Below are 22,537 nucleotides of genomic sequence, written 5' to 3'. Positions count from 1 at the left end.
ATGCAGACGAGTGTGCGACCCGACGGGCGGACCAGTCCGTTCGTGGAGCCCTGGCGGCCGACGCCGCGCGGCGTGATCGGGACGACGATCGTGGTCGCGGCGATCGCGACCGTGAGTATCGCGACGTTCGCCGTCCAGCGGATCTGGTTCACGCCGCAGGCCGTGGTCGAGAACTACTTCGCCGCGCTGGCCGATCGCGACGCGACCGCCGCGGCGTCGTACGTCGGGAGTTCGGGTACGTCGATCGACGGCCTCCTGAGCTCGGAGGCGTACGTCCCGCCGTCCGGCCTGAAGGTGCTGGAGATGAAGAGCGACGACAACCAGCGCGTCGCGAAGGTGCGGTTCAAGGTCGGTGACACGACGGCTGAGGGTGAGCTGCGGTTGAGTCGCAAGCCCGAGCTGACCGCCGGGATGTTCCGCGGCTGGGCCATCTCCAGCGATCGGCCGACGCTACAGCTGTCCGGCCCGACGCTCACCGGCGTCCTCGTGAACGGCAAGCCCGCGCCGTCGCCCGAGGTGACCACGCAGATCGCGGTGTTCCCCGGCCGATATGTCGTCTCGTCCGGCGACAACCCGTTGCTCGAGAGCGACCCCGTCACCGCGGACGTCGGTTTCGGCGACCAGGAGGTCATGGTCGAGCCACGGGTGAAGGCGAGTGCGAACGCCGCGGCCGACGGACAGATCAAGGCGTACCTGGCCGCCTGCCTGAAGTCGGCCGGTGACGGCTGCCCGATCGGCGGTGACGACAAGACCTGGAAGATCACCAAGTATCCGGTGATCGCCGTGCGCCTCGGCGAGGGCGGTGAGTTGTTCGTCGAGACGACCACGGACGGCGTGGTTTCCGTGACCGGCCGGGGCTACGGCGGCGTGCCGTACACCGACACCCGGCAGTTCGACGTCGACGGCCGGGTCGCCGTCGATCAGGGCAAGGTCGTCTACATCCCGTGAAAGGACACCCGTAGTGCACCCCGATGACGAGCTGGCCGCCGAGGTCGACCGCCTGTACGGCGAGCTCCGCGCGCGGCCCGAGGACAACGACCTGCGGGCCCGGCTCGCGTGGGCGATCCGCCGGATGACCGAGGCCTCGCTGGCCGTCACCGTCTATCAGGTGCGCGTGATCGCGAACGAGCGGCAGCGCGACCTGTGCCGGCAGGCGGCGGCCCAGATCCTGGAGCTGGCGCCGTGGGACGGCGAGCTGCGCGCGTTCGCGACCGGCCTGACCGCCGAGCTCGAGGCCGGTGACCGCTGGGTCTGGCAGCAGAAGCCGATTGCTGTGACGCTGGCCGCATGTACGGCGGGGATCGGGCTGGTCGTGGTCGTCACCGGCGGGCTGACGCGCAGCATCCCGCTGGTCGTCGCGGCCGCCGTGCTGAGCAGCGCCGTCCTGGCCGGGATCGTGCTCGGGTTCCGCCGGCAGGCCTGGCGACAGACAGCCCAGGCCGCGGCGCCGGTGCTCGAGTCCACCGGGATCTGACCGCGGAATGCCACCCCGGTAGTTGGCGTTCTCCTGAGATAAGTAGTTTAATCGTGAACTACAGAGTCTGAGGAGGAGCGATGCAGTTCGGGGTTTTCAGCGTCAGCGACGTGACCGAGGATCCGACCACCGGCACGACGGTGAGCGAGGGCGAGCGGATCAAGGCGATGGTGGCCATCGCGCTGAAGGCCGAAGAGGTCGGGCTGGACGTGTTCGCCACCGGTGAGCACCACAACCCGCCGTTCGTCGCATCCTCGCCGACCACGATGCTCGGCTTCATCGCCGCGCAGACCAAGAACCTGATCCTCTCGACCTCCACCACGCTGATCACGACCAACGACCCGGTCAAGATCGCCGAGGACTACGCGATGCTGCAGCACCTGGCCGGCGGCCGCGTCGACCTGATGATGGGTCGTGGCAACACCGGCCCGGTGTATCCGTGGTTCGGCCAGGACATCCGCAACGGGATCGCGCTCGCCGTCGAGAACTACGCGCTCCTGCGCCGCCTCTGGCGCGAGGACGTCGTCGACTGGGAGGGCAAGTTCCGGACGCCGCTGCAGGGGTTCACCTCGACGCCGCGGCCGCTCGACGACGTACCGCCGTTCGTCTGGCACGGGTCCATCCGCTCGCCGGAGATCGCTGAGCAGGCGGCGTACTACGGGGACGGGTTCTTCCACAACAACATCTTCTGGCCGGCCTCGCACACGAAGCAGATGATCGACCTGTACCGCCGCCGCTTCGAGCACTACGGGCACGGCGCCGCGGACCAGGCGATCGTCGGGCTCGGCGGGCAGGTCTTCATGCGGAAGAACTCCCAGGACGCCGTCCGCGAGTTCCGGCCGTACTTCGACAACGCGCCGGTCTACGGCCACGGGCCCTCACTGGAGGACTTCACCCGCGAGACGCCGTTGACGGTCGGGAGCCCGCAGGAGGTCATCGAGCGCACGCTGACCTTCCGGGAGCACTTCGGCGACTACCAGCGCCAGCTGTTCCTGATCGACCACGCGGGCCTGCCGTTGAAGACCGTCTTGGAGCAGCTCGACATCCTCGGCGAAGAGGTCGTTCCCGTGCTGCGTAAGGAGTTTGCGGCGCTGAAGCCCGCGCACGTTCCGGATGCGCCGACGCATGCGTCTTTGAAGACGGCGGCCGAGCGCGCCCAGGCCCTGGAGACGATCGAGGAGCCGGTCCGATGAGTACGCCGTCCGAACGCGTGATCGCCGTGGTGACGGCGGGGCTGACGACCCCGTCGTCGTCCCGGCTGCTCGCGGATCAGCTGGCCGCGGCCGTGCACGACGAGTTGTCGACCCGCGGCGTCGCGTCACGGACCGAGGTGATCGAGGTCCGCGACCACGCACACGATCTGACCAACAACCTGCTCACCGGATTCCCGTCGGCCAACCTGGAGAAGGTGCTCACGACGGTCACCACGGCCGACGCCCTGATCGTGGTCTCACCGACGTTCTCGGCGTCGTACTCGGGGCTGTTCAAGATGTTCTTCGACGTCCTCGACGACCAGGCGCTGGCCGGCAAGCCCGTCCTGCTCGGCGCGACCGGCGGCACCGAGCGACACTCACTAGTCCTCGACTACGCCCTCCGCCCCCTCTTCGCCTACCTGAAGGCGATCCCGGTCCCAACCGGCGTATACGCCGCCTCCACCGACTGGGGCCCCAACGCTGCCACCCTCCGCCCCCGCATCACCCAAGCCGCCGCCGAACTAGTAGCCACCCTCCACCACGACAACCCCACCAAACCCGACCCCTTCGAAAACCCCACCCCCTTCGAAAACCTCCTGAACAGCTGACTCGCTTCCCCCATACTCGGATCATGCTGATCCTCGGCGGCTACGTCATCGCCACCCCCACCGACGGCCCGCCGGACATCCCGGCCCCGTTCTGGACGATCAGCCACTGCCTCCTCCCCGACCTCCCCGCGGCCGCGTACCAGTGCTGGTTCAGCAACCGCGTGGACGCGGAAACAACTGTCCGGTTGACGAACGTCGATGCCGACGTCCTCGCGGTCGGTATCGACGACACCCTGGTTGAAACCCTGCGCACGGAACGAGCCGCCGAATGGGCCTACCGCGCTGAGCACGACCCACCGGGCGACGAGCCAACCGCAGCCGAGTTCTTCGAGCTCCTCGACAACCGGACGCCGTTTCCGCCGAACGCGACGATCCTCGGCCATGAGCTCGTAGGCCTCGAAGTCGACTTCTCCTTCCACAGCTGGCACTGCTTCAGCTACGCCCCCGACCTCAACGCCACCCTCAACCCGCACGGCCTCCTCACCGACGCGGCCGAAGCCCGTCGCCACCTCACAGCCCTGCGCGAGGAACCGCCGTACGACCTGCCCTGGACCATCGCCACCCTCGGTCTGGTCGCCTGATGTACGCCCGGTTCGCGGTCTTCGCTGCAGTCATGAGCCTGGCGGCCTTCTACTTCGGCTGGGAGGCGTACGCCGAGGATCGGCTGCTCGACAAGGCGCCGACGACCTCGGCGACCCTGGTCGAGGCGGTGGACAATCGCTGGGACGAGGACTACCTCGAGCTCGATGTACACCTGCCCGGCGGTGCGACCGTTCGCGTGCAGACGGCGCGTTTTGAGGCGCATCCGGCGAAGGGCGAGGCGATGCAGGTGCAGTACGCCTGGCGCGGGGAGGAGTTGCTCGCGCGGCAGGCGGGGATCCGCCCGGATCGTGACCAGTGGATCTGGGCGGCGCTCGGGGCCGGAATGGCGGTGGCCGCCGTCGTCGTACTTCGCGCTCGGCGACGCGCGGACCGCCAGCACTCACCAACTTCCCGCACGGATGGCGACACGCCGTAGGAGGCGGCGTGTCGGGGGGTTACTCGGCAGTTGCTGAGTGGGGGCGGTTCGGGTCGCGCGTGCTGATGAGCAGGCTGATGCCGTCGAGGATTCGGGTGAGGCCGAAGGTGAGGGCGTGGGTGGGAGAGACGGCGGCCTGGAAGTGTTCGCCGACGGAGGAGCCGACGCGGCCGGCTACGGGGAAGCTGGTGCCGGCCATGACGTTGGTGAGGACGGGGGCGATCTGACGCCACCACTCTTCGTCGGTGAGGCCGGAGTCGCGTTGGGTGCGGAGTTGTTCGGCGCCGGCGCGGGCGGTGCCGAGGACGTGGGTGAGGACGAGCGAGAGGACGGAGTCCATCTCGACGTCGGTGAGGCCGAGGTTGTCGAGGGGGCGTAGCTCGGCTTCGTATTTGAGGGTGATGTGCGGGCCGAGCGCCGTCCGCATGGTCGGGATCTCGTGGATCCAGGGGTGCCGGACGGCGATCTCGAAGTTGCGGTGGGCGATGAACTCCAGGGCCGCCCGCCAGCCCGGCTGCCGGGACGGCTCGTCGACGTCGGCGTACAGGTCGCTGTGCAAGTGGTCGAACATCAGGTCGGTCAGCTCGGCCTTGCCGGGGACGTGCGTGTAGAGCGACATCGTGCCGACCTTCAGGCGCTCCGCGACCATCCGCATCGAGACGGCCTCCAGGCCGTTCGCGTCGGCCAGCTCGATGGCGGCGTCGACGATCGCGCGCACGGTCAGGCCGGAGCGGCCGGGTTTGGCGTGGCTCCCCCACAACAGCGCCAGACTGCGCCCGGGATCGGCCGCCACCACCTTTTTTCCAGCCAACGGAACAAACTCCCAAAGCTCGTCGTTGTCGAGAATGGTACCCGAGTCGTACGCTGTACGGTACAGTCTACGACTCAACCCGAGCGAGAGGTGGGAAGTGACGACCCAACAGGTGATCGAGGCGGCCGACGTCCGGAAGAACTACCGCGGCGGCACCGAAGGGGCGGGCCTGAACGGCTTCGACCTCACAGTCACCGCCGGCACGGTGACGGGCCTGCTCGGCCCGAACGGCGCCGGCAAGACCACGGCGGTGCGGATCCTGTCCACACTGCTGGAGATGGACTCCGGCCAGGCGAGCGTCGCGGGGTACGACGTCCGCAGGCAGGGAGCCGAGGTCCGGCGGCGGATCGGCCTGGTCGGCCAGTACGCCGCGATCGACGAAGTACTCACCGGCCGGCAGAACCTGACCATGTTCGGCCGGCTCAACCATCTCGCCCATGCGAAGGCGGCGAAGCGGGCGGACGAGCTGCTGGAGCAGTTCGACCTGGTCGCGGCGGCCGGGCAGGCCGTCGGCAAGTACTCCGGGGGCATGCGCCGCCGGCTCGACCTGGCGGCCAGCCTGATCGTCGCGCCGGACGTGCTGTTCGTGGACGAGCCGACCACCGGGCTCGACCCAGCGGCGCGGCTCGAGGTGTGGGCCGCCGTCCGGCAACTGGTCAGCAACGGCACCACAGTGCTGCTGACCACGCAGTACTTGGAGGAGGCCGATCAGCTGGCCGATCGGATCTCGATGCTCAAGGACGGCAAGGTCGTCGCCGAGGGGACGCCGGACCAGCTCAAGACCCAACTCGGATCGGACTGGCTCGACCTCGTCCTCACCGATCCGGCCGAGCTCGAAGTCGTCCGCCGGCTCGCCGAGCCCCTCGCGGACGGCGAGCTCAAGATCGAGGGCCAACGGCTCAGTGTCCCGGTCAAGGACCGCACCCGCGCCCTCGTGGTGATGGCCAATTCGTTGCATGAGGCAAATATCGAACCGGAGGACATCACCTTGCGCAGACCCACTCTCGACGAGGTCTTCCTGCACCTGACCGGATCGAAGGTGGCGGTATGACGACCCTCGGCTGGACTCTGGCCGACAGCTGGACGATCACCCGGCGGACGCTCACCCACTGGCGCAACCAACCCGGCCTGATCATCTTCTCCTGGTTCTTCCCGGTGCTGATGCTGCTCGTCTTCGGCAGCCTGCTCGGCGGCGCGATGGACCTCCCGGACGGCCAGTCGTACTACGAACTCCTGGTGCCGGGCATCTTCGCGCTGACCATGCTGTTCGGCCTGGAAGGCACGATGACCGCCGTCACCCAGGACAAGGAGAAGGGCGTGACGGACCGGTTCCGCTCGCTCCCGATGAGCTCGGCCGCGGTCGTGATGGGCCGGGCCATCGCCGACATGCTGGACACGCTGATCGCCCTCGCCGTCCTGGTCGGCACCGGGCTCGCGCTCGGCTGGCGCTGGCACGAAGGCCTACCGAAAGCCCTGGCCGCCTTCGGATTGCTGCTCCTGCTGCGCTTCGCCCTGCTCTGGATCGGTATCTACATCGGCCTCTCGGTCCGGAACGCGCAGAGTCTGACCGTCGTCCAGGTGCTGGTCTGGCCGATCGGCTTCCTCTCCAGCGCCTTCGTCGCCACCTCCACGATGCCCGCCTGGCTCGGCACCATCTCCCAGTGGAACCCCCTGTCCGCCGCCGCCACCGCGGCCCGCACCCTCTTCGGCAACCCCGACGCCTCCATCACCACCACCTGGGTCGGCAGCCACTCCGTCCTGATGGCGATCATCAGCCCCCTCCTCCTGACCGCCGTCTTCCTCCCCCTCTCCGCCCACCGCTACCGCAACCTCTCCCGCTGAATCCACGGGGCTCCGGCTGTCGGCCGGGGCCCCTACGGCGCGAGTTGGCCGCCGTTTACTTCGATGATTTGGCCGGTGACGTAGGAGGCCATGCGGTCGGAGGCCAGGTAGAGGATGGTGCCGACGCATTCGTGGGGGGTGCCGGTGCGGGCCATGGGGATGGTGTTGACCATGGCGGCGAGCTGGTCGGGGGTGGTGTGGCGATCGTGGAAGGGGGTGCTGATGACGCCGGGGGAGATCGCGTTGACGCGGATGTTGTCGGGCGCGAGTTCTTTGGCGAGGCCGCGGGTGAAGGTGCTGACCGCGCCTTTACTGGTCGCGTAGACGACTGATCCGCCCGCGCCGCCGGTGCGGGCGGCGATCGAGGTGACGTTGACGATCGAGCCGCCGCCCTGGGCGCGGAAGACCGGGATCAACCGGCGGCTGAGCACGAAGACCGAGGTCACGTTGACGTCGAGGATGTGCTGGAAGTCGGCGTCCGGTACGTCGACGATCGGCGATCGCTTGACCAGGTCACCGGCGTTGTTGACCAGGACGTCGATCCGGCCGTGCTTCGCGAGGACCTCGTCGACCAGGGCGTTCGCGGCCGCCGGGTCGGCCAGGTCGGCCTGGTGCAGGGACGCCGTACCGCCGGCGGTCTGGACGGCGGCCACCGTGTGGGCCGCGCCGTCGGCGTTGCGGTGGTAGTGCACCGCGACCGTGGCTCCAGTCTGGGCGAACCCGACCGCGGCCGCCGCTCCGATCCCGCTGCTGGCGCCGGTGACGAGCACGACCTGGTCCCTGAAATCCAGATAAGCCATACCGTCATCCTGCCCCAAGGCGCGCCGGGCGAGCCGGTTTCGCGCGCGGCCACGGAGGTAGATTCGATGGATGGGATACGCGCTGGCGCGGCTCGATCTTCGGCGGTGGCGGACGGCGGACGCGCTCCGCCTGGCACAGGCGCACTCCGACCCGGACATGGTCTACCAGGGCGGCATCGTCGACCGCGCCACCGCGCTGGACTGGATCGGCCGCGTCGCCGACCTCGACAACGGCCATGTGTACGCCGTCGCGGACGCCGACGACCACCCGATCGGCTGCGTCGGCGTCACCAACATCAACCGCCACCAGGTCGGCTGGACGTGGTACTGGACGCTCGCCGACGTCCGCGGCCAGGGCGTGGCCCGGGACGCCCTGCGCGCCCTCGCCACCTGGGCCCACCACGAAGCCGGCCTCTACCGCCTGGAGCTCGCCCACCGGCTCAACAACCCGGCCTCCTGCACCGTCGCGGCCGCCGCCGGCTTCCTCCCGGAGGGCATCGAACGCCACAAACTCACCTACGACGGCACCCGCCACGACGTCGAGCGCCACGCCCGTCTGACCCCCGACCCCCTGGAGCCGCCCACGCGGCCGGTCACGGTCAGCACCTGAACCGCCAACACTCACCAACTCTTCGGCCAGCCCCCGACACGCCGTGTCCGACGGCGTGTCGCCCGCCTACTCGAGAGTTGCTGAGTGGCGCAGGTCCGCCCCTACAGCTCGTACGACCGCCAGCGCTCGGTCAGCTCGTATCCGAGCGCCTGGTTGGCCCCGATGCTGCCGTCGTTCACGGCCGCGCCGCCGGTGCTGAACCGGGTGACGCCCAGGTCGAGGAAGGCGAGGATCGACGCCGCCTTCACCGCCTGCCCGACACCCCGCCGCCGGTACGCCGCCAGCACCGAAGTGAACCGGGTGTCACCGAACCCGTCCCGGTGGCCGATCACCGTCGCGCCGACCAGTCGCGACCCGTCGAAGGCCCCGAAAACGCGGTTCTCACCCCACAACGCCCGGACGTCGCTCACCTCACCCACCACATGCGAGGTGGCCGGGGTGTACGGGTAGTCGGGCTGATTGATCTTCTCCAGCCCATGCAGCGCGACAGCCGACTCGGCGCCGACCTCGCGCACGGTCAGCCCGGACGCCGTCGCCCGGGTGACCGCGGACTCGAGCAGCGCCCGGTCCGGATCGAAGAGCCGCGCCGCCCAGGATTCGCCCACCACGCGGTACCCGGCGGCTTCGAGTTCGGCGCAGCGCGGGTCGGTGTCCTGGACGATCTGTAGGTCGGGCACCCACCCAGTGTCGAATGCCCGACCGATCAGCTCAACCCCGTTGGGCGCGGCTCAGCCTTCGAGCTTGCGAAGCAGCGGGAGCACATCCTCGGTGAATTGGGTCAGGAAGCGCTCCTGGTCCTGCCCCGGGCCGTGGACGACGAAGTGGTTGAAACCGGCCTCCAGATACGGCAGGAACTGCTTCACGACCTCTTCGGGGTCGGAGGCGACGATCCACCGCTTGGCGACCTGCTCGATCGGCAGCTCGTCGGCCAGCCGCTCCATCTCGGTCGCGCTGGTCACGCTGTGCTTCTGCTCCGGCGTCAGCGACAGCGGCGCCCAGAACCGGGTGTTCTCCAGCGCGAGTTTCGGGTCGCGGTCGTAGGAGACCTTGACCTCGAGCATCCGGTCGACGTCCTCGAACTTCTTCCCCGCGGCCTCGGCGCCCTCGCGGACGGCCGGCATCAGCTTCTCGGTGTAGAGCTCCATACCCTTACCGGAGGTCGCGATGAACCCGTCGCCCACCCGCCCGGCGTACTTCGCGACCAACGGCCCGCCGGCCGCCACGTACACCTTCAGCGGGACGTCGGGACGGTCGTAGATGAACGCGTCGACGGTCGGGTAGTAGGGCCCCTCCGACGTGACGCCGTCCTTCGTCCACAGGTCGCGGATCAGCTGGACGGCTTCGCGCAGCCGCGCGTACCGCTCCTTGAACTCGGGCCACTCGCGACCCGAGACGGCGATCTCGTTCAGCGCCTCACCGGTGCCGACGCCGAGCATGACCCGCCCGGGGTACAGCTCGCCGAGGGTCGCGAACGCCTGCGCGATCACGGCCGGGTTGTAGCGGAAGGTCGGTGTCAGCACCGACGTCCCGAGCAGGACCCGGTTGGTCCGCTCACCGACGGCCGCGAGCCAGGCCAGCGCGAACGGCGCGTGACCGCCCTCGTGTCGCCAGGGCAGGAAGTGGTCCGACACCGTCACACTGTCGAGCCCCAGTTCCTCGGCCCGGACGGCGTACTCCACCAGGTCCCGCGGCCCGAACTGCTCCGCCGAAGCCTTGTACCCGACGCGAATGCTCACCCTTGCGCTCCCAATCGTCGATGTCGTTGTACCTCGATCAACCGTTTCCCCCTCCGACTTTATGCCGACCTTGGCTATAGTCGTTCCCGGCGCGGCCCGCGCCGCACCTCCGTTGACCGGCTCCGGCCCGGTCTTGTGACTGGAGGCAAAGGGACTTCTGGTCTCGGGCCGCTCGTCCTGGTCAACTGCCGCGGGCGAGATCGCCGGAGGATCCTCGTGCCGCGCTTGCGGAAGGCCAGATGACAGCGCACCGGAATCTCAAACGACGGGTCCGTGCCCGCGCCGCCAAGACCGGCGAGTCCTACACGGCTGCCCTCCGGCACTTCCGCCCGACTCCTCCAGGAGCTGACATGCCGGATTCCCTACGCCTCGCCGTCGCCCAGTCCACAACTCGCCAAGACCCGACCGACCCAACCGCGCTCCGCACCAGCGGCGCCGAGATCCGCTCCCTGCTCAAGCAGTCAGCCGCAGCCGGCGCCCGCCTGGTCCATTTCACCGAAGGCGCGCTCTGCTTCCCCAGCAAGACCATCATGTCCTCGCTCGGCCCGGATGAGATCGGCCCATCCGACTGGACCAAGGCCGCCTGGCCGGTCCTGCAGGAAGAGCTCGACAGCATCGCCAAACTCTCCGGCGAGCTGGGCGTCTGGACCGTCATCCCGAGCATCCACCAACTCCCCGACGCCCGACCGCACAACAGCATGTACGTCGTCTCCGACCAGGGCAAACTCGTCACCCGCTACGACGAACGGATGCTCTCGACAACCAAAATCACCTGGATGTACACCCCAGGGACGACGCCGGCCACCTTCGAGGTGGACGGGTTCCGCTTCGGCCTCGCCCTCGGCCTGGACGTGCTGTTCCCGGAGCTCTTCACCGAGTACGACCGGTCGGACGTCGACGGCGTCCTCGTCTCGTACTGCTCGGTCGGCGTCGGTCCGAACGAGAACATCGCCGTCCAGGCTCGTGGCACGGCGGCCAACAACACGTTCTGGGTCAGCCTGGCCGTCCCCGCGGAACCGGAGTCCGGTCTCGTCTCCGGCGTGATCGACCCGCACGGTCAGTGGGCGGTCCACGGCCCGAAGGACGCCACACCAGCCGTCGTCCTCACCGATCTTCACAAGGCGGAGATCAGCGCCGTCGGACGCGCGTTCCGCCGGCGGACGCGGGAGCGGATCAGCTGAGCCCGAGGCGTCGCGAGAGTGCCTCGGCGTTGAACGGGGCATGCACCTTGGCGTCGTTGTCGAAGTAGACGTAGACGTCCCGGCGCCGGCGCGCCGGGCGGTCCTTCGCGACCGTCCGGCCGTCGGCGGGGGTGCGGCCCTGGTGCCAGATCCGCGCTCGCGCCGCCCAGTGGTCGAGAGCCTTGTCGTCGTAGCCGCTCACGTACAGCTCGTCCGCACCGTGCAGCCGGACGTAGACGAAGTCGGCGGTCACGTCGTCGAGCATCGGCCACTTTCCGGCCGTGTCCGCACAGACCAAGGCGATGTTGTGCTCCCGGAGCAGCTCGATGAACCCGGTGGTCTCGAAACTGTCGTGCCGGACCTCCATCGCATACCGCAGCGGCTGATCGGACACGGTTTCGAGAAACACCTTGCCCTGCATGCGATCCTCGTGCCGCTTGGCGAGCCCCAGCGCCTCGACCGTTGTCCGAGGCAACAGTTCGAAGAACGTGGCGAGGCGCTGTTCGTCGTACCGGAAGTTCCCCGGCAGCTGCCACAGGATCGGCCCGAGTTTGTTGCCCAACGCAAGCAGACCGGACGCGAAGAAGTTGGCGAGCGGCGCCTCGACGTCCGCGAGCCGTTTCATGTGTGTGACGAACCGCGGCCCTTTCACCGCGAAGACGAAGTCGTCGGGCGTTTCGGCGTACCAGCGCTGGTAGGACGTCGGGCGCTGCAACGAGTAGAACGACCCGTTCAACTCGACCGAACTCAGCCGGCGGGACACATACTCGAGCTCCGCCCGCTGCGGTAAACCCTCGGGGTAGTAGACGGAGCGCCAAGGCGCGTACCGCCAACCAGAAATTCCCACTCGATAAGCCACCAGACTGACTATCGTACGCGGATGCAGATCGACCGCGGCAGCTACACCGACGCCCGCACCCCGTGGGAGGACGCCGACTGGCGCGCCGAGGCGCTGACCTGGCTGGATACACAGCTGGCCGAAGTCGGCGTTGAAGAGACCGGGCCGCGGCGAGTGCGGCTGCGGCCGTGGTCGGTGATCGTTCGGGTCGAGGCGGCACGACCGGTGTGGTTCAAAGCGAATCCGCCGGGGAGCGCCTTCGAGCCGGCGCTGATGGCGCGCTTGGCGGAGCTGGTGCCCGAGCATGTGCTCACGCCGTACGCGGTGGACGTCGGACGCGCCTGGTCGCTCAGCCCGGACGGCGGCGGCCTGCTCCGCGACGTCGAGCGGACTGCCGAGACCTGGGAGACCCTGCTCAGCCAGTACGCCGAACTCCAGCGCAAACTCGCCGACCACGTCGATGAGCTCATCGGTCTCGGCGTCCCCGACGCACGCCTCGCCAAGCTCCCCGACATCTTCGACCGAGCGGTCACGGCCAACCAGACGCTGACCGCCGAACAGCGAGAGGTTCTCCACAAGCTTCGTCCCCAGCTGGTGGATTGGTGCGCCGAGCTGGCGACCTTCGGCATCCCCGACACACTCGATCACGCCGACCTGCACGAGAACCAGGTCTTCGCCTGTGACCGATTCACCTTCTTCGACTGGGGCGACGCGACCGTCTCGCACGCGTTCTGCAGCCTGCTCGTGCCCCTGCAGCGAATCGGCACCGACCACGCCCGCCTCCGCGATGCCTACCTCGCCCCGTGGACGGACGACGGCCACGCCCTCGCCGACCTCCGCCGCGCCGCGCACCTCGCCTGGCGCCTCGGCCCGCTCGGCCGAGCCGCCTCCTGGGGCCGGCTCTTCCCCGGCGCCTACAACACCCCGATCGGCGATGCCGGCATCGCCGAAGCGCTGCTCGGGCTGCTCGAGCCCGCGCGGATCTGATCCGCCAGCGCTGCACAATTGGGACGGCGGCGCCGCTCCAAGCGTGGGCTCGGCGGGGGTGGGGCGATTGTGCAGTGGTGGCGGTTCGCATCACCTACGGTTGGACCATGGCGCTCTTTTCCAAAGGCGGGCGGACCGAGTCGTTCCTGGCGATTGTCGTCGGGGGCGGGGCGGCGTTCGGGCTGGTCGTCATCACCTCGCGCTCGTGGAAGGAGTGCAAGGTGGACGTCGCGGGCTCGGTGCCGAACGGGTTGACGCTGTTGTTCCTGGGGCTTCCGTTGGCGCTGATCGTGAATCTGGTGCTGTTCACGATCGTCTATCGGTACGCGGGGAAGGCGCTCTTCATGGGGCTGATCGCGGCGGCGATCGCGATTGCGATCGCCGACCTCGCGCTCTACTCGTGGCAGGGCACGCCTGCCGCCTCGCCGGGGATCTGCCCCGGCAACGTGCCGCCGTGGTGGCCGGAGTGGATCCCGACCTGAATCGTCGTAGCGACCTCGGCGCAGCTCGTCGGCCCGTCGAAGACGGCCTCCGCCGCTGTGGTCGCCTCGAAGCGATCGAGGAGCGGCCCGACGTGGGTGACGACGAGCTGCCGCGCGCCCGTACGCCGCGCCAGCGCCCCGGCCTGCTCGGGGGTGTGGTGGACCGGCGTCGGCTCCGGGTCGTTGGCCTCACACAACAACAGGTCCGCCCCCGCGGCGAGCTCGTCGAGTGATGGGCAAGGTGCGCAGTCCCCGGAGTACACGAGCGAATGCCCGTCAGCCTCGGCTCGTAGTGCATAGGCATCACACCCGTGCTCCACAGCCCGACTGATCAGCTCGAGGTTGTGCACACGCACCCGATGCCTGTCCGACAGCGGACGAAGATCGAGTACGTCGCTGAGCGGCGCGACATCCGGTAAACCGAAGAACCCGGCCAGCCGCGACCCCAACTCGGCCGGCCCGTAGACCGGTAGCGGCGACCGCACGGGCAACTCGCCGTACGCGAGCGCGTAGTACGCATTCAGCAGGTCGCCGATGTGGTCGAGGTGCAGGTGCGACAACCAGACCGCGTCGAGCCGGTCGAGCGTCGTGTGCCGAAGGAGCTCGGCGAGCGAGCCGGGCCCGGCGTCGATCAAGACCTCGGCACCGCCCGCGCGCAGCAGGTAGCCCGAGCACGGGCGGTCCGGCAGCGGGTAGGGGGCGGCCGTGCCGAGGACCGTGAGCGTGTTCAGAGTTTGGCGCCGATCAACTGGTAGATCTCGTCGTGGGCGAAGGGGAGGTCGTCGTGGCCGAAGTCGGGGTAGGTGCGGGCCTCTTTGACCGAGGTCAGCTTGTTGTAGGCCGCGAACTGGGTGGACGGCGGGCAGACCTGATCCTCGAGGCCGACGTACAGGGTGACCTCGGCGCGGATCCGCGGGGCTAGGTGCTGGACGTCGATGTAGCCGAGGGTGTTGAAGACCTCGTCCTGACGCAGGTGGCGCGGGTCGCGTTTCTTGAACCAGGTGACGATCTCGTCGTACGGGCCGGTGTCGAGGTTCAGGTCCCAGGTGCGCTGGTAGTCGCAGAGGAACGGGAAGACGCTCGCGACGTACTTGATGGACGGCGTCAGCGCGGCCGCGACCAGGCTGAGGCCGCCGCCCTGGCTCCAGCCGGTGGTGGCGATCCGGGTCTCGTCGACCTCGGGGAGGCCGCCGATGATGTCGGCGAGCCGTCGGGTGTCGAGGAAGACGTGCTTGTAGAGCAGGCCGTCCGGGCCGTCGTCGAGGCCGTGCACGAGGTGATTGCGCAGGGAGAAACTGTTCGGGGCCTGGGACGGCGTCCGGTAACCGACCTGTTCACGCACATCCAAGGCGGCGACGGTGAAGCCGCGCGCGGCGTACCCCAAGAGGTCGACCCACTTGGGCTGCTCACCGCCGTACCCGTGGAAGATCAGGACGGCGGGGCCGGTCGGCTCGTTCGGCCGGACGACTTTGGCGTGCACGCGGTAGCCGCCGGTGCCGTTGAAGTACAGGTGCTGCGCGGTCGCCGTGGTCAGCGGGAAGTCGGTCGCGTCGGCGAACTCGACCTGCGGATCCGTCGCCTCCAACTCCAGCAGCGCCTTCTCCCAGAACTGATCGAAGTCGGCCGGCCGCGGGTTCGTCCCCGGGTAGGTGAGCAGTTCGTCGTACGACAGGTCGAAGGACAGCACGGACAGGCTCCTCAGGCTCGGATCGGCTGACTCATTCTGCGTGATCGTCCGCCTCGGGCGCAGTCCCGTCCCAGATCGTGTATCCGTGCGCGGCGTTCAGCTTGTCGCGCAGCGCGGTCTCCAGCTCCGCGGCCTGCCCCGGCGCAAGCCAGGCCAGCGGGAGCAGGGTCGTGTCATCGGGCCGCTTGGTGCGCAGCGCGAGCGCCGCGCCGTGCGTCGTCTCGACCCGGCCCGCCTCGGTGATATCGGTCCACACCGTCTTCACCCCGCGGACCTCGACGTGCTCGTCGCGAATCCGCAGGACGACGGGCGGCCGCACCAGCACCCACAGACCGGCCAGGACGACGAGCCCGCCCAGCCCCAGGAACACCGTGACGACCACCCCGGGCAGCCCGACCGCCCACGTGATCGCAGCCACCCCGAGAAGAATCAGCCCCGCGGCCAGGACTCCGAGGAAGCGCCCTGCCCGCATCCGGTACGTCGTTCGCACCGGGCCATGATCCCATCCAGCTAGAACGGGTCGACGTTCGAGGTCGAGGCGTTGCCGCCGATCACCGGGGAGAGGGTGACCCGCCAGTCGTACTTGCCGTCGAAGCGGTCGTCGTACTTGGAGAACGAGCAGCCCTCGGTGAACTGGCGGCTGGCGCTGTCCCAGGACTCGCCGGATTTGAAGTAGACCCAGTAGCTGCCGCGGATCCCGCGCAGGGTGGCGTTGGAGTTGCGGCGGACGTAGATCGACGCCTGCGGTTTGCGCGGGACGCCGGGCGCGACCACGACCACGACGTCCACCGAGCCGTTGTTGTTGATCTGCAGGCTGCCCGCGCCGCGTGCGCCGGCCCGCTGGATGATCTGGCCGTTCTGCCCGCGGCCGGTGAGCACGGCCGGCGGCTTGAGGGCGGGCGGCGTCATCCGGGTGCCGAAGTTCGAGCCCTTGCCGACGGATTTGTTGACGGCCTGGGCCAGCTGGACGACCGACGTCCGGATGCCGCTCTTGGCCTGGTAGAGCCGGACGACCGCGGCCTTCGGCAGCCCGCACCCGGTCTTCGTCTCGCCGGACTCGGCCAGGTTGGTGGTCACGCTGCTCGGGAACGCGTCGAACGCGGCCAGGACGCGCGTGTGCCCACTGCCCAGGCTCTTCGGGCCGTTGACCTTCGCGAGCTCACCGCGCTGCTGCGCGACGGCGCCGGCGAGTTGGGCGCGGGCGCTGTCGAACGCCGCCAGTGTCGGCGCGTTCATCACCCGGGCGACGCCGCGGGCGAGGTTGCCGTCGACGTGACCGAGCGCGTTCCGGTAGCCGACCGCGGTCAGCTCCGGCGTTGTCGGTGCGGACGACGGTGGCGGCGGTGGGGCCGTCGTCGGGGTGTCGACCGGAGCCGGTGCCGACGACGTCGGGCTGGGTTTTGGAGCCGGGTTGGTCGCCTCCGGCTCACCGCCGCACCCGACCACCAGCAACGCCGTACCGACCGAAACCGCGATCATTCGTCGCACAATTGACCCCCCAAGTGTGTATCCGGGGGCAATTCTTCCCCACCGGAGTGGGGATAGTCGTTACTGGCCGGAACTTGTCAGTTCATCCCGGTCTGGGTCGGGTCGTAGGCGCAGGCGTCGTTCAGGTTCTGTGCCTCGCCCGGGGTGGCCTTCGGCTTGACCGGCTTGCGGGTGGTCGTCGTCCCGGTGGTCGGCTTGGTGGTGGTCGTCGACGGCGTCGAGGCGACCGACTTCGTCTTCGGCGTGATCGCCTTCTGGACGAGCTCCTGCATGGCCTCGTAGTCCGGGTTCTTACCGCTCGGGAAGTTCTTCTTCTTGTCCAGGTCGACGTTCGTGACGCTGGCGCCCTTGACCTTCAGGCCGAGCTCGATGAACGCCGGCAGGATCTCCTGCGGGATGTCGGTGCGGAGCAGCTCCTTACCGGCGGCGGCGATCTGCTGGTACTTCGTGACCAGCGTGGCCGGGTTCACGGAATTCACCAGCGCGTGGATCGTGCAGCGCTGCCGCTCCTGCCGCGACGGGTCGCTGAGGCCGTAGCGGCCGCGGGCGAACCAGAGCGCGTGGTAACCGTCGAGCTTCTGGTTCGGGCCGGGCTGGATGTAGCCGGACGGCTTCTTGGAACCGCGCGTGCCCGGGCCGGAGCCGTAGTCGCCGCCGATCGGCACCTTGTAGCTGACGTTGACGGTGATCCCGCCGAGCGCGTCGATGATCTTGCGGAAGCCGGCCAGGTTGACCTGCATGTAGTAGTCGATGTCGAGGCCGAGTGCGGCGCCCGCGGCCAGCTTCACGACGTCGGCGCCCTCGTTGTCGGTCGCGCCGAGGATGCCGGGGTGGTCCCGCGGGACGTTCTCGTACATCGAGTCGAGGTAGAACTCGGGCTGCTCGACGTTGCCGAGATCCGGGTTCCAGTAGCCGTCCGGGTATTCCTTGGCGAGTGGGGAGTCCGCCGGGAACGGCATCCGCATCCAGTTCCGGCTGAGCGAGATCAGGGCCGTGTTACCGGTCTTGGTGTCGATACTGGCGACGATCACCGTGTCGGTCCGGATGCCCTTGCGGCCGGCGCCGTCGTCCGCGCCGAGGAGGAGCAGGTTCAGCCGGGGCGTGCTCGCCCAGGGGTCCTTCTTGTCGACCTTCGGCCGCGTCGCGCTCTTGGAGTCCTTCTCGGACTGGAAGACGCTGCCGACCAGGTCGCGCTGCGCCATCACGGTCTGCGCGGCGACGGTGGTCGGGACGGCGATCGCGAAGCAGAGCAGCCCGACGAACAGCGAGCCGGCCAGGCGGCCGGTGTAGGTCATGGTGACCGGGCGGAGCAGCTTGTGCGAGGCGACGACGACCCAGATCCAGCCGACGCCGAGCAGGACGACGGCCGCGGTCGCGATCAGCAACTGGCGCGGGGAGACGGCGAGCTCGAGGACCGAGTCACGCTGCGTCAGAGCGACGAACCCGGCGATCAGCAGCAGACCGACGCTGATCGTCAGCACGAACCAGCCGAGCTTCTTCCGGCCGCCCATGATCAAGCCCGAACCCGGGAGCAGCGCGCTGAGCAGGGTCAGACCGATCGCCTTGGACGTCGTCCGCGTGCGGTGCGAGCGGGGCTTCGACCGGCTGGCACGAGGCGCGGACCTCCGTCCGGCTGCGCGAGTACTCCGCGACATGGCTCCGTTCCCTGATCGACGACGTGGCGGCCCTACCGCGGACCGTCACCGACAGCCCACGGTACAACTGACGCCCACGCCCACCTTCCGGTTGACATGTGCTGGCGACCCCCGTCGTGCCCGCCAGGTTACACACCGCACACCCGACACACCCAACCCCGCCCACAACCCACTTTGCCGCCGACCCACCTCACCAGATACCCTAAGTCGTCGTCGCGTCCTTCACGGGACCGTCGGAGGAGGCGTCGCCTAGTCCGGTCGATGGCGCCCGCCTGCTAAGCGGGTTGAGGGTAAACCCCTCTCGCGAGTTCAAATCTCGCCGCCTCCGCAGCGCTGGAGCGCCCCTGTCCACGGAAAGCGTGGACCGGGGCGCTTTGGTTTGTGCCTTCTGGGGGTGCAACCCCCAGACCCCGCCCGGCGGGCTCCGCCCCCGGACCCCCGGCGCCACCCACCCGGAGCTCAACCAGTTGCCGCGCCGCCACTGGGCGCCCCGTCACCTGAAGATGCTCCCGCTGGGTGTGCCACCCCACCTGAATTGCCTCCGCTGGGCGCCTCCCCGCCTGAAGATTCCTCCCCTCGGAGCCTCCCCGCCTGACGATGCCTCCCCTGCCCACCCCCGCGGCCTGACCCCACCTTCCCTGGGCGTCTCCCCGCCGAGCCCACCTCCCCTGGGCGCTTCCCCGCCTGACCCCGCTGAGCGCCCTCGCCTGGCTCCGGAACGGGCCTCGCGCCATGTCCGTCCGCGCCTGCCACCCCCTCCGCGACGCGGCTGCACCCACTCGGCCGCTGCTCGGGAGGGCTTACGAACCAACCTCTCCGCGTCGAACGGGCTCATTTCGACTGCGAGTTGCGGCGTCAGCTGTCCAGCAGTTGTTTGGCTTCGGCTATGTGTTGGATCGAGCGGGGGGTCATGGGTTCGGGGGAGATGATGAGGTGGTCGGCGCCCAGGTCGCGGTAGGTGGTTAGGAGGGCGGCGAGTTCGGGGGTGGTGCCGGCGAAGGCGGTGGGGTCGGCTTCGTGGGGGGATTGGGCGGGGTCGCGGACGACCAGGCCGATGGTGGTGGCGACGGGGCGGCCTACTTCGGCGGTGGTGGCGCGGAAGGTTTCGAGGCGGTCGGTGAGTTTGTCGGAGACTGCGCCGTACCAGGCGGTGTTCCAGGCGTCGGCCCACTCGGCGGTCAGGCGGAGCATCCGCGGGCGCGCGCCGGCGACGAGGATCGGGATCCGGCGGTCGGGGGCGGGCACCAGGCTCGCGTCGGCCGTCCGGTGGTACTTCCCGTCGAAGCTGACCGTCTCCCCGCGGATGAGCCGCGCGACGATCTCCAGCCACTCCGCGAACCGCCCGAACCGATGGTCGGTCGGCAGCCCGAAGGCCTCGTACTCCGGATCGTGCCAACCGGCCCCGGCCCCGAGGATCAGCCGCCCGCCGGACACCTCATCCAGCGTGGCCGCCATCTGCGCGGTCAGCCCCGGGTCGCGGAACGACGAGCAGAGCACCATGTTCCCCAGCTCGACCCGCTCGGTCACCGCCGCGACTGCGCTCAGCAGCGTCCACGACTCGTGCATCCCGGCGACAGTCCCGTCCGGCGCCCGGTAGAAGAAGTGGTCCGCGAGCCACACCGAGTCCAGCCCGCTGTCCTCCGCGGCTCGCGCCATCGCGCGTACGTCGTCCCATCGCGGCATCCCGCCGGTCGGCCCGTCGGAGCCGCCCACTGGCAACATCACACCGATCTTCATGCCGCCAACCGTGTACCGATCAACGGGTAGATGTCCACCAACTTCGACCGCCGCAGGCGGGCGCACGTCGGCCGACCCCCACCACTACCCGTTTGTCCGTACACACAGCGCGGCGCCCCGGTCATGGTGGGACCAGGGCGCCGCGCTACCCGCCGCCGGCTTCCGACTCGGCGGCGGAGATCAGCCCAGCCGGGCCTTCAGGTGGTCGAGCTCGACCTTCAGCTCCGCCGGGACGGTGTCGCCGAGCTTGGCGAACCACTCCTCGATCAGCGGGATCTCGGCCTTCCACTCCGCGGCGTCGACGTCGAGCGCGATCCGCAGCTCCTCGTCGCTCAGCTCGAGCCCGGACACGTCGATCGCGTCGGCCGTCGGCACGTGGCCGATCGGCGTCTCGACCGCGGCCGCCTTACCCTCGATCCGCTCGATCATCCACTTCAGCACGCGGCCGTTCTCACCGAAGCCCGGCCAGACGAACTTGCCGTTTTCGTCCTTGCGGAACCAGTTCACGTAGAAGATCTTCGGCAGCTTGGCCGCGTCGTTGTCCTTGCCGACGGTCAGCCAGTGATCGAAGTACTGACCCGCGTCGTACCCGAGGAACGGCAACATCGCCATCGGGTCGCGGCGGACGACGCCGACCTGGCCGACGGCCGCCGCGGTCGTCTCCGACGACAGCGTCGCGCCCATGAACACGCCGTGCGCCCAGTCCCGCGACTCGGTCACCAGCGGCACCGTCGTCGCCCGCCGGCCGCCGAAGATGATCGCCGAGATCGGGACGCCGTTCGGGTCGTCGTACTCGTCGGCGATGATCGGGCACTGCTCGATCGGCGTGCAGAACCGGCTGTTCGGGTGCGACGAGAGCTCACCCGAGGCCGGCGTCCACTCGCGGCCCTTCCAGTCGGTCAGGTGGTCCGGCGGGGTCGGCGAGTAGCCCTCCCACCAGACGTCGCCGTCATCGGTCAGCGCGACGTTGGTGAAGACCGAGTTGCCCTTCTCGATCGTGCGCATCGCGTTCGGGTTGGTCTTCCAGCCGGTGCCGGGGGCCACGCCGAACAGGCCGAACTCCGGGTTGACGGCGTACAGGCGGCCGTCCTTGCCGAACCGCATCCAGGCGATGTCGTCGCCGAGCGTCTCGACCTCCCAGCCCTCGAGCGTCGGGTCGAGCATCGCCAGATTGGTCTTACCGCAGGCGCTCGGGAACGCGGCCGCGATGTAGTGCACCTGCTTCTCCGGCGAGATCAGCTTCAGGATCAGCATGTGCTCGGCCAGCCACCCCTCGTCGCGCGCCATCGCGCTGGCGATCCGCAGCGAGTAGCACTTCTTGCCGAGCAGCGAGTTACCGCCGTAGCCCGAGCCGTAGGACCAGATCATCCGCTCCTCGGGGAACTGGACGATGTACTTCTCGTCGTTGCACGGCCACGGGACGTCGGCCTGGCCGGCCTCCAGCGGCGCGCCGACCGAGTGCAGACACGGCACGTATTTCGCGTCGGCGCCCATCTTCGCGAGCACCTCGGAGCCGGTGCGGGCCATGATCCGCATCGAGGCCACGACGTACGCCGAATCGGTCAGCTCGACGCCGAACATCGGCTGCTCGGCCGTCAGCGGGCCCATGCAGAACGGGACGACGTACATCGTCCGGCCGCGCATCGAGCCGCGGTACAGCCCGGTCATCAGAGCCTCCATCTCGGCCGGGTCCATCCAGTTGTTGGTCGGACCGGCGTCCTTCTCGTCGACCGAGCAGATGAACGTGCGCTGCTCGACGCGGGCGACGTCACTCGGGTCGGTGCGGACCCAGAACGAGTTCGGCTTCTTCGCCTCGTTCAGCCGGACCATCGTGCCGGCGTCGATCAGGCCCTGCGCCAGCTCGGCGTACTCCGCGTCGGTGCCGGTCACCCAGTGGATCGCGTCCGGCTGAGTGAGCTCGGCGACCTCGGCCACCCATGCCAGCAGGCCCGCGTGCGTCGTCGGAGCGCCGGACAGGTCGTACGCCGAGGCCGGGGCGGCCGTCGTCGTCGGGGTCGCGGGCGCGGTCTCGGTGAGGTCGGCGGTGTGGCTCGGGCTGGCAGTGGTCGTCATCGGCGGCTCATTCCCTCTCAGCTGTCGGCCCGGCGGCCGCGCGGGCCCTCGACGCTGAGGACACGGGTACGGCACCGGCCGCCGGGGTCTCCGGCGGTTCGATCCAGCGGACTGGCGGTGTGATCTGTCGCATACCAGTGGTTGCAGTGGACGCATACCAGTGTGCAAGTGGTACTAACGGTACGCGACCACATGGGGTGCTGTGAACCACTCGAACGTGAACCCGGTCACAAAGTTTTGGCGACAATCGCTTTCCGGCCGACCTTGTGAAAAAGAGAACGGCCCGCGGGGAGCCGCGGGCCGTTCGGTGAAGATTT

Annotated in this window: 24 protein-coding genes and 1 tRNA gene; 13 read left to right on the top strand and 12 right to left on the bottom strand. The window is 69.1% G+C overall.

The window, feature by feature from the left end; genetic code table 11:
• From HPO96_RS17885 to HPO96_RS17860, 6 genes are all read left to right on the top strand, one after another.
• Nucleotides 1-948, top strand: a complete 948-nt coding sequence (locus HPO96_RS17885) for a hypothetical protein (protein ID WP_171674568.1) — start codon at nucleotides 1-3, stop codon at nucleotides 946-948.
• 13 nt (nucleotides 949-961) lie between these two features.
• A complete protein-coding gene (locus tag HPO96_RS17880; protein ID WP_171674567.1) occupies nucleotides 962-1,474 on the top strand; it encodes a hypothetical protein in 513 nt (170 codons plus the stop codon).
• An 80-nt stretch (nucleotides 1,475-1,554) separates the two neighbouring features.
• Entirely contained in the window at nucleotides 1,555-2,667 is a 1,113-nt protein-coding gene (locus HPO96_RS17875; RefSeq protein WP_171674566.1) for an LLM class flavin-dependent oxidoreductase, read from the top strand.
• The gene (locus tag HPO96_RS17870; protein WP_171674565.1) at nucleotides 2,664-3,275 is read left to right on the top strand and encodes an FMN reductase; all 612 of its coding nucleotides are present in this window, start codon (nucleotides 2,664-2,666) and stop codon (nucleotides 3,273-3,275) included. Before HPO96_RS17875 ends, HPO96_RS17870 begins: the two co-directional genes overlap by 4 nt.
• 23 nt (nucleotides 3,276-3,298) lie before the next feature.
• Nucleotides 3,299-3,856, top strand: a complete 558-nt coding sequence (locus HPO96_RS17865; protein WP_171674564.1) for a hypothetical protein — start codon at nucleotides 3,299-3,301, stop codon at nucleotides 3,854-3,856.
• Nucleotides 3,856-4,293, top strand: a complete 438-nt coding sequence (locus tag HPO96_RS17860; RefSeq protein ID WP_171674563.1) for a hypothetical protein — start codon at nucleotides 3,856-3,858, stop codon at nucleotides 4,291-4,293. Before HPO96_RS17865 ends, HPO96_RS17860 begins: the two co-directional genes overlap by 1 nt.
• Nucleotides 4,294-4,312: 19 nt before the next feature.
• Here HPO96_RS17860 and HPO96_RS17855 read toward each other — a convergent pair whose 3' ends face one another.
• Nucleotides 4,313-5,104 carry a TetR/AcrR family transcriptional regulator gene (locus HPO96_RS17855; RefSeq protein WP_171674562.1) on the bottom strand — a complete coding sequence of 264 codons (792 nt, stop codon included), beginning with the start codon at nucleotides 5,102-5,104 and terminating at the stop codon, nucleotides 4,313-4,315.
• Nucleotides 5,105-5,201: 97 nt separating this feature from the next.
• Between HPO96_RS17855 and HPO96_RS17850 the strand changes: the two genes are divergently transcribed.
• A complete protein-coding gene (locus HPO96_RS17850; protein ID WP_337796686.1) occupies nucleotides 5,202-6,155 on the top strand; it encodes an ATP-binding cassette domain-containing protein in 954 nt (317 codons plus the stop codon).
• Nucleotides 6,152-6,946: an ABC transporter permease gene (locus HPO96_RS17845; protein ID WP_171674560.1), complete on the top strand. Its 795-nt coding sequence runs from the start codon at nucleotides 6,152-6,154 to the stop codon at nucleotides 6,944-6,946. Before HPO96_RS17850 ends, HPO96_RS17845 begins: the two co-directional genes overlap by 4 nt.
• 32 nt (nucleotides 6,947-6,978) lie before the next feature.
• Here HPO96_RS17845 and HPO96_RS17840 read toward each other — a convergent pair whose 3' ends face one another.
• Nucleotides 6,979-7,746: an SDR family NAD(P)-dependent oxidoreductase gene (locus HPO96_RS17840; RefSeq protein ID WP_171674559.1), complete on the bottom strand. Its 768-nt coding sequence runs from the start codon at nucleotides 7,744-7,746 to the stop codon at nucleotides 6,979-6,981.
• A gap of 70 nt (nucleotides 7,747-7,816) precedes the next feature.
• Here HPO96_RS17840 and HPO96_RS17835 point away from each other — a divergent pair, with 70 nt between their 5' ends.
• A complete protein-coding gene (locus tag HPO96_RS17835) occupies nucleotides 7,817-8,356 on the top strand; it encodes a GNAT family N-acetyltransferase (RefSeq protein WP_171674558.1) in 540 nt (179 codons plus the stop codon).
• 101 nt (nucleotides 8,357-8,457) lie between these two features.
• Here HPO96_RS17835 and HPO96_RS17830 read toward each other — a convergent pair whose 3' ends face one another.
• On the bottom strand, nucleotides 8,458-9,033 hold the full coding sequence (locus HPO96_RS17830) for a GNAT family N-acetyltransferase (RefSeq protein ID WP_171674557.1): 576 nt from the start codon (nucleotides 9,031-9,033) through the stop codon (nucleotides 8,458-8,460).
• Nucleotides 9,034-9,084: 51 nt separating this feature from the next.
• On the bottom strand, nucleotides 9,085-10,092 hold the full coding sequence (gene fgd, locus HPO96_RS17825; RefSeq protein WP_171674556.1) for a glucose-6-phosphate dehydrogenase (coenzyme-F420): 1,008 nt from the start codon (nucleotides 10,090-10,092) through the stop codon (nucleotides 9,085-9,087).
• A gap of 350 nt (nucleotides 10,093-10,442) precedes the next feature.
• On the opposite strand from fgd, the gene HPO96_RS17820 reads away from it, so the two are divergent.
• On the top strand, nucleotides 10,443-11,273 hold the full coding sequence (locus HPO96_RS17820; RefSeq protein WP_171674555.1) for a carbon-nitrogen hydrolase family protein: 831 nt from the start codon (nucleotides 10,443-10,445) through the stop codon (nucleotides 11,271-11,273).
• Here HPO96_RS17820 and HPO96_RS17815 read toward each other — a convergent pair.
• Entirely contained in the window at nucleotides 11,266-12,132 is an 867-nt protein-coding gene (locus HPO96_RS17815) for a DUF72 domain-containing protein (RefSeq protein WP_337796685.1), read from the bottom strand. The two genes, HPO96_RS17820 and HPO96_RS17815, sit on opposite strands and share 8 nt — an antisense overlap.
• A 21-nt stretch (nucleotides 12,133-12,153) precedes the next feature.
• Between HPO96_RS17815 and HPO96_RS17810 the strand changes: the two genes are divergently transcribed.
• Together HPO96_RS17810 and HPO96_RS17805 are read left to right on the top strand one after the other, a co-directional pair.
• Complete coding sequence (locus HPO96_RS17810; protein ID WP_238355156.1) at nucleotides 12,154-13,098, top strand: aminoglycoside phosphotransferase family protein; 945 nt, start codon at nucleotides 12,154-12,156, stop codon at nucleotides 13,096-13,098.
• Nucleotides 13,099-13,205: 107 nt separating this feature from the next.
• Nucleotides 13,206-13,580 carry a hypothetical protein gene (locus HPO96_RS17805; protein ID WP_171674554.1) on the top strand — a complete coding sequence of 125 codons (375 nt, stop codon included), beginning with the start codon at nucleotides 13,206-13,208 and terminating at the stop codon, nucleotides 13,578-13,580.
• Here HPO96_RS17805 and HPO96_RS17800 read toward each other — a convergent pair.
• From HPO96_RS17800 to HPO96_RS17780, 5 genes are all read right to left on the bottom strand, one after another.
• Nucleotides 13,493-14,311, bottom strand: coding sequence for an MBL fold metallo-hydrolase (locus HPO96_RS17800; protein WP_171674666.1), 819 nt, complete (start codon nucleotides 14,309-14,311; stop codon nucleotides 13,493-13,495). The two genes, HPO96_RS17805 and HPO96_RS17800, sit on opposite strands and share 88 nt — an antisense overlap.
• Nucleotides 14,308-15,267 carry an alpha/beta fold hydrolase gene (locus HPO96_RS17795; RefSeq protein WP_171674553.1) on the bottom strand — a complete coding sequence of 320 codons (960 nt, stop codon included), beginning with the start codon at nucleotides 15,265-15,267 and terminating at the stop codon, nucleotides 14,308-14,310. Before HPO96_RS17795 ends, HPO96_RS17800 begins: the two co-directional genes overlap by 4 nt.
• 31 nt (nucleotides 15,268-15,298) lie before the next feature.
• Nucleotides 15,299-15,757 carry a hypothetical protein gene (locus HPO96_RS17790; RefSeq protein ID WP_171674552.1) on the bottom strand — a complete coding sequence of 153 codons (459 nt, stop codon included), beginning with the start codon at nucleotides 15,755-15,757 and terminating at the stop codon, nucleotides 15,299-15,301.
• A 20-nt stretch (nucleotides 15,758-15,777) separates the two neighbouring features.
• A complete protein-coding gene (locus HPO96_RS17785) occupies nucleotides 15,778-16,746 on the bottom strand; it encodes a hypothetical protein (protein ID WP_171674551.1) in 969 nt (322 codons plus the stop codon).
• Nucleotides 16,747-16,832: 86 nt separating this feature from the next.
• Nucleotides 16,833-18,410, bottom strand: a complete 1,578-nt coding sequence (locus tag HPO96_RS17780; RefSeq protein WP_171674550.1) for an LCP family protein — start codon at nucleotides 18,408-18,410, stop codon at nucleotides 16,833-16,835.
• Between the two features lie 238 nt (nucleotides 18,411-18,648).
• On the opposite strand from HPO96_RS17780, the gene HPO96_RS17775 reads away from it, so the two are divergent.
• Nucleotides 18,649-18,738 (top strand) — tRNA-Ser (locus HPO96_RS17775).
• Between the two features lie 527 nt (nucleotides 18,739-19,265).
• Here the strand turns inward: HPO96_RS17775 and HPO96_RS17770 are convergent.
• Both HPO96_RS17770 and HPO96_RS17765 read right to left on the bottom strand, forming a co-directional pair.
• Nucleotides 19,266-20,147 carry an LLM class flavin-dependent oxidoreductase gene (locus HPO96_RS17770; RefSeq protein ID WP_171674549.1) on the bottom strand — a complete coding sequence of 294 codons (882 nt, stop codon included), beginning with the start codon at nucleotides 20,145-20,147 and terminating at the stop codon, nucleotides 19,266-19,268.
• 180 nt (nucleotides 20,148-20,327) lie between these two features.
• Nucleotides 20,328-22,220: a phosphoenolpyruvate carboxykinase (GTP) gene (locus tag HPO96_RS17765; protein ID WP_171674548.1), complete on the bottom strand. Its 1,893-nt coding sequence runs from the start codon at nucleotides 22,218-22,220 to the stop codon at nucleotides 20,328-20,330.
• Nucleotides 22,221-22,537 lie beyond the last annotated feature (317 nt).

The sequence above is a fragment of the Kribbella sandramycini genome, from assembly GCF_013131805.1.
Lineage (GTDB): Bacteria > Actinomycetota > Actinomycetes > Propionibacteriales > Kribbellaceae > Kribbella > Kribbella sandramycini.
This window is presented reverse-complemented; position numbering and strand designations above follow the sequence as displayed.

Excerpts from the sequence above, each read along its gene's own strand:
- HPO96_RS17885 (WP_171674568.1), top strand. The coding sequence starts at position 1 with ATGCAGACGAGTGTGCGACCCGACGGGCGGACCAGTCCGTTCGTGGAG.
- HPO96_RS17875 (WP_171674566.1), top strand. The coding sequence starts at position 1,555 with ATGCAGTTCGGGGTTTTCAGCGTCAGCGACGTGACCGAGGATCCGACC.
- HPO96_RS17870 (WP_171674565.1), top strand. The coding sequence starts at position 2,664 with ATGAGTACGCCGTCCGAACGCGTGATCGCCGTGGTGACGGCGGGGCTG.
- HPO96_RS17865 (WP_171674564.1), top strand. The coding sequence starts at position 3,299 with ATGCTGATCCTCGGCGGCTACGTCATCGCCACCCCCACCGACGGCCCG.
- HPO96_RS17860 (WP_171674563.1), top strand. The coding sequence starts at position 3,856 with ATGTACGCCCGGTTCGCGGTCTTCGCTGCAGTCATGAGCCTGGCGGCC.
- HPO96_RS17845 (WP_171674560.1), top strand. The coding sequence starts at position 6,152 with ATGACGACCCTCGGCTGGACTCTGGCCGACAGCTGGACGATCACCCGG.
- HPO96_RS17840 (WP_171674559.1), bottom strand. The coding sequence starts at position 7,746 with ATGGCTTATCTGGATTTCAGGGACCAGGTCGTGCTCGTCACCGGCGCC.
- HPO96_RS17835 (WP_171674558.1), top strand. The coding sequence starts at position 7,817 with ATGGGATACGCGCTGGCGCGGCTCGATCTTCGGCGGTGGCGGACGGCG.
- HPO96_RS17820 (WP_171674555.1), top strand. The coding sequence starts at position 10,443 with ATGCCGGATTCCCTACGCCTCGCCGTCGCCCAGTCCACAACTCGCCAA.
- HPO96_RS17810 (WP_238355156.1), top strand. The coding sequence starts at position 12,154 with ATGCAGATCGACCGCGGCAGCTACACCGACGCCCGCACCCCGTGGGAG.
- HPO96_RS17805 (WP_171674554.1), top strand. The coding sequence starts at position 13,206 with ATGGCGCTCTTTTCCAAAGGCGGGCGGACCGAGTCGTTCCTGGCGATT.
- HPO96_RS17785 (WP_171674551.1), bottom strand. The coding sequence starts at position 16,746 with ATGATCGCGGTTTCGGTCGGTACGGCGTTGCTGGTGGTCGGGTGCGGC.
- HPO96_RS17780 (WP_171674550.1), bottom strand. The coding sequence starts at position 18,410 with ATGTCGCGGAGTACTCGCGCAGCCGGACGGAGGTCCGCGCCTCGTGCC.
- HPO96_RS17770 (WP_171674549.1), bottom strand. The coding sequence starts at position 20,147 with ATGAAGATCGGTGTGATGTTGCCAGTGGGCGGCTCCGACGGGCCGACC.
- HPO96_RS17765 (WP_171674548.1), bottom strand. The coding sequence starts at position 22,220 with ATGACGACCACTGCCAGCCCGAGCCACACCGCCGACCTCACCGAGACC.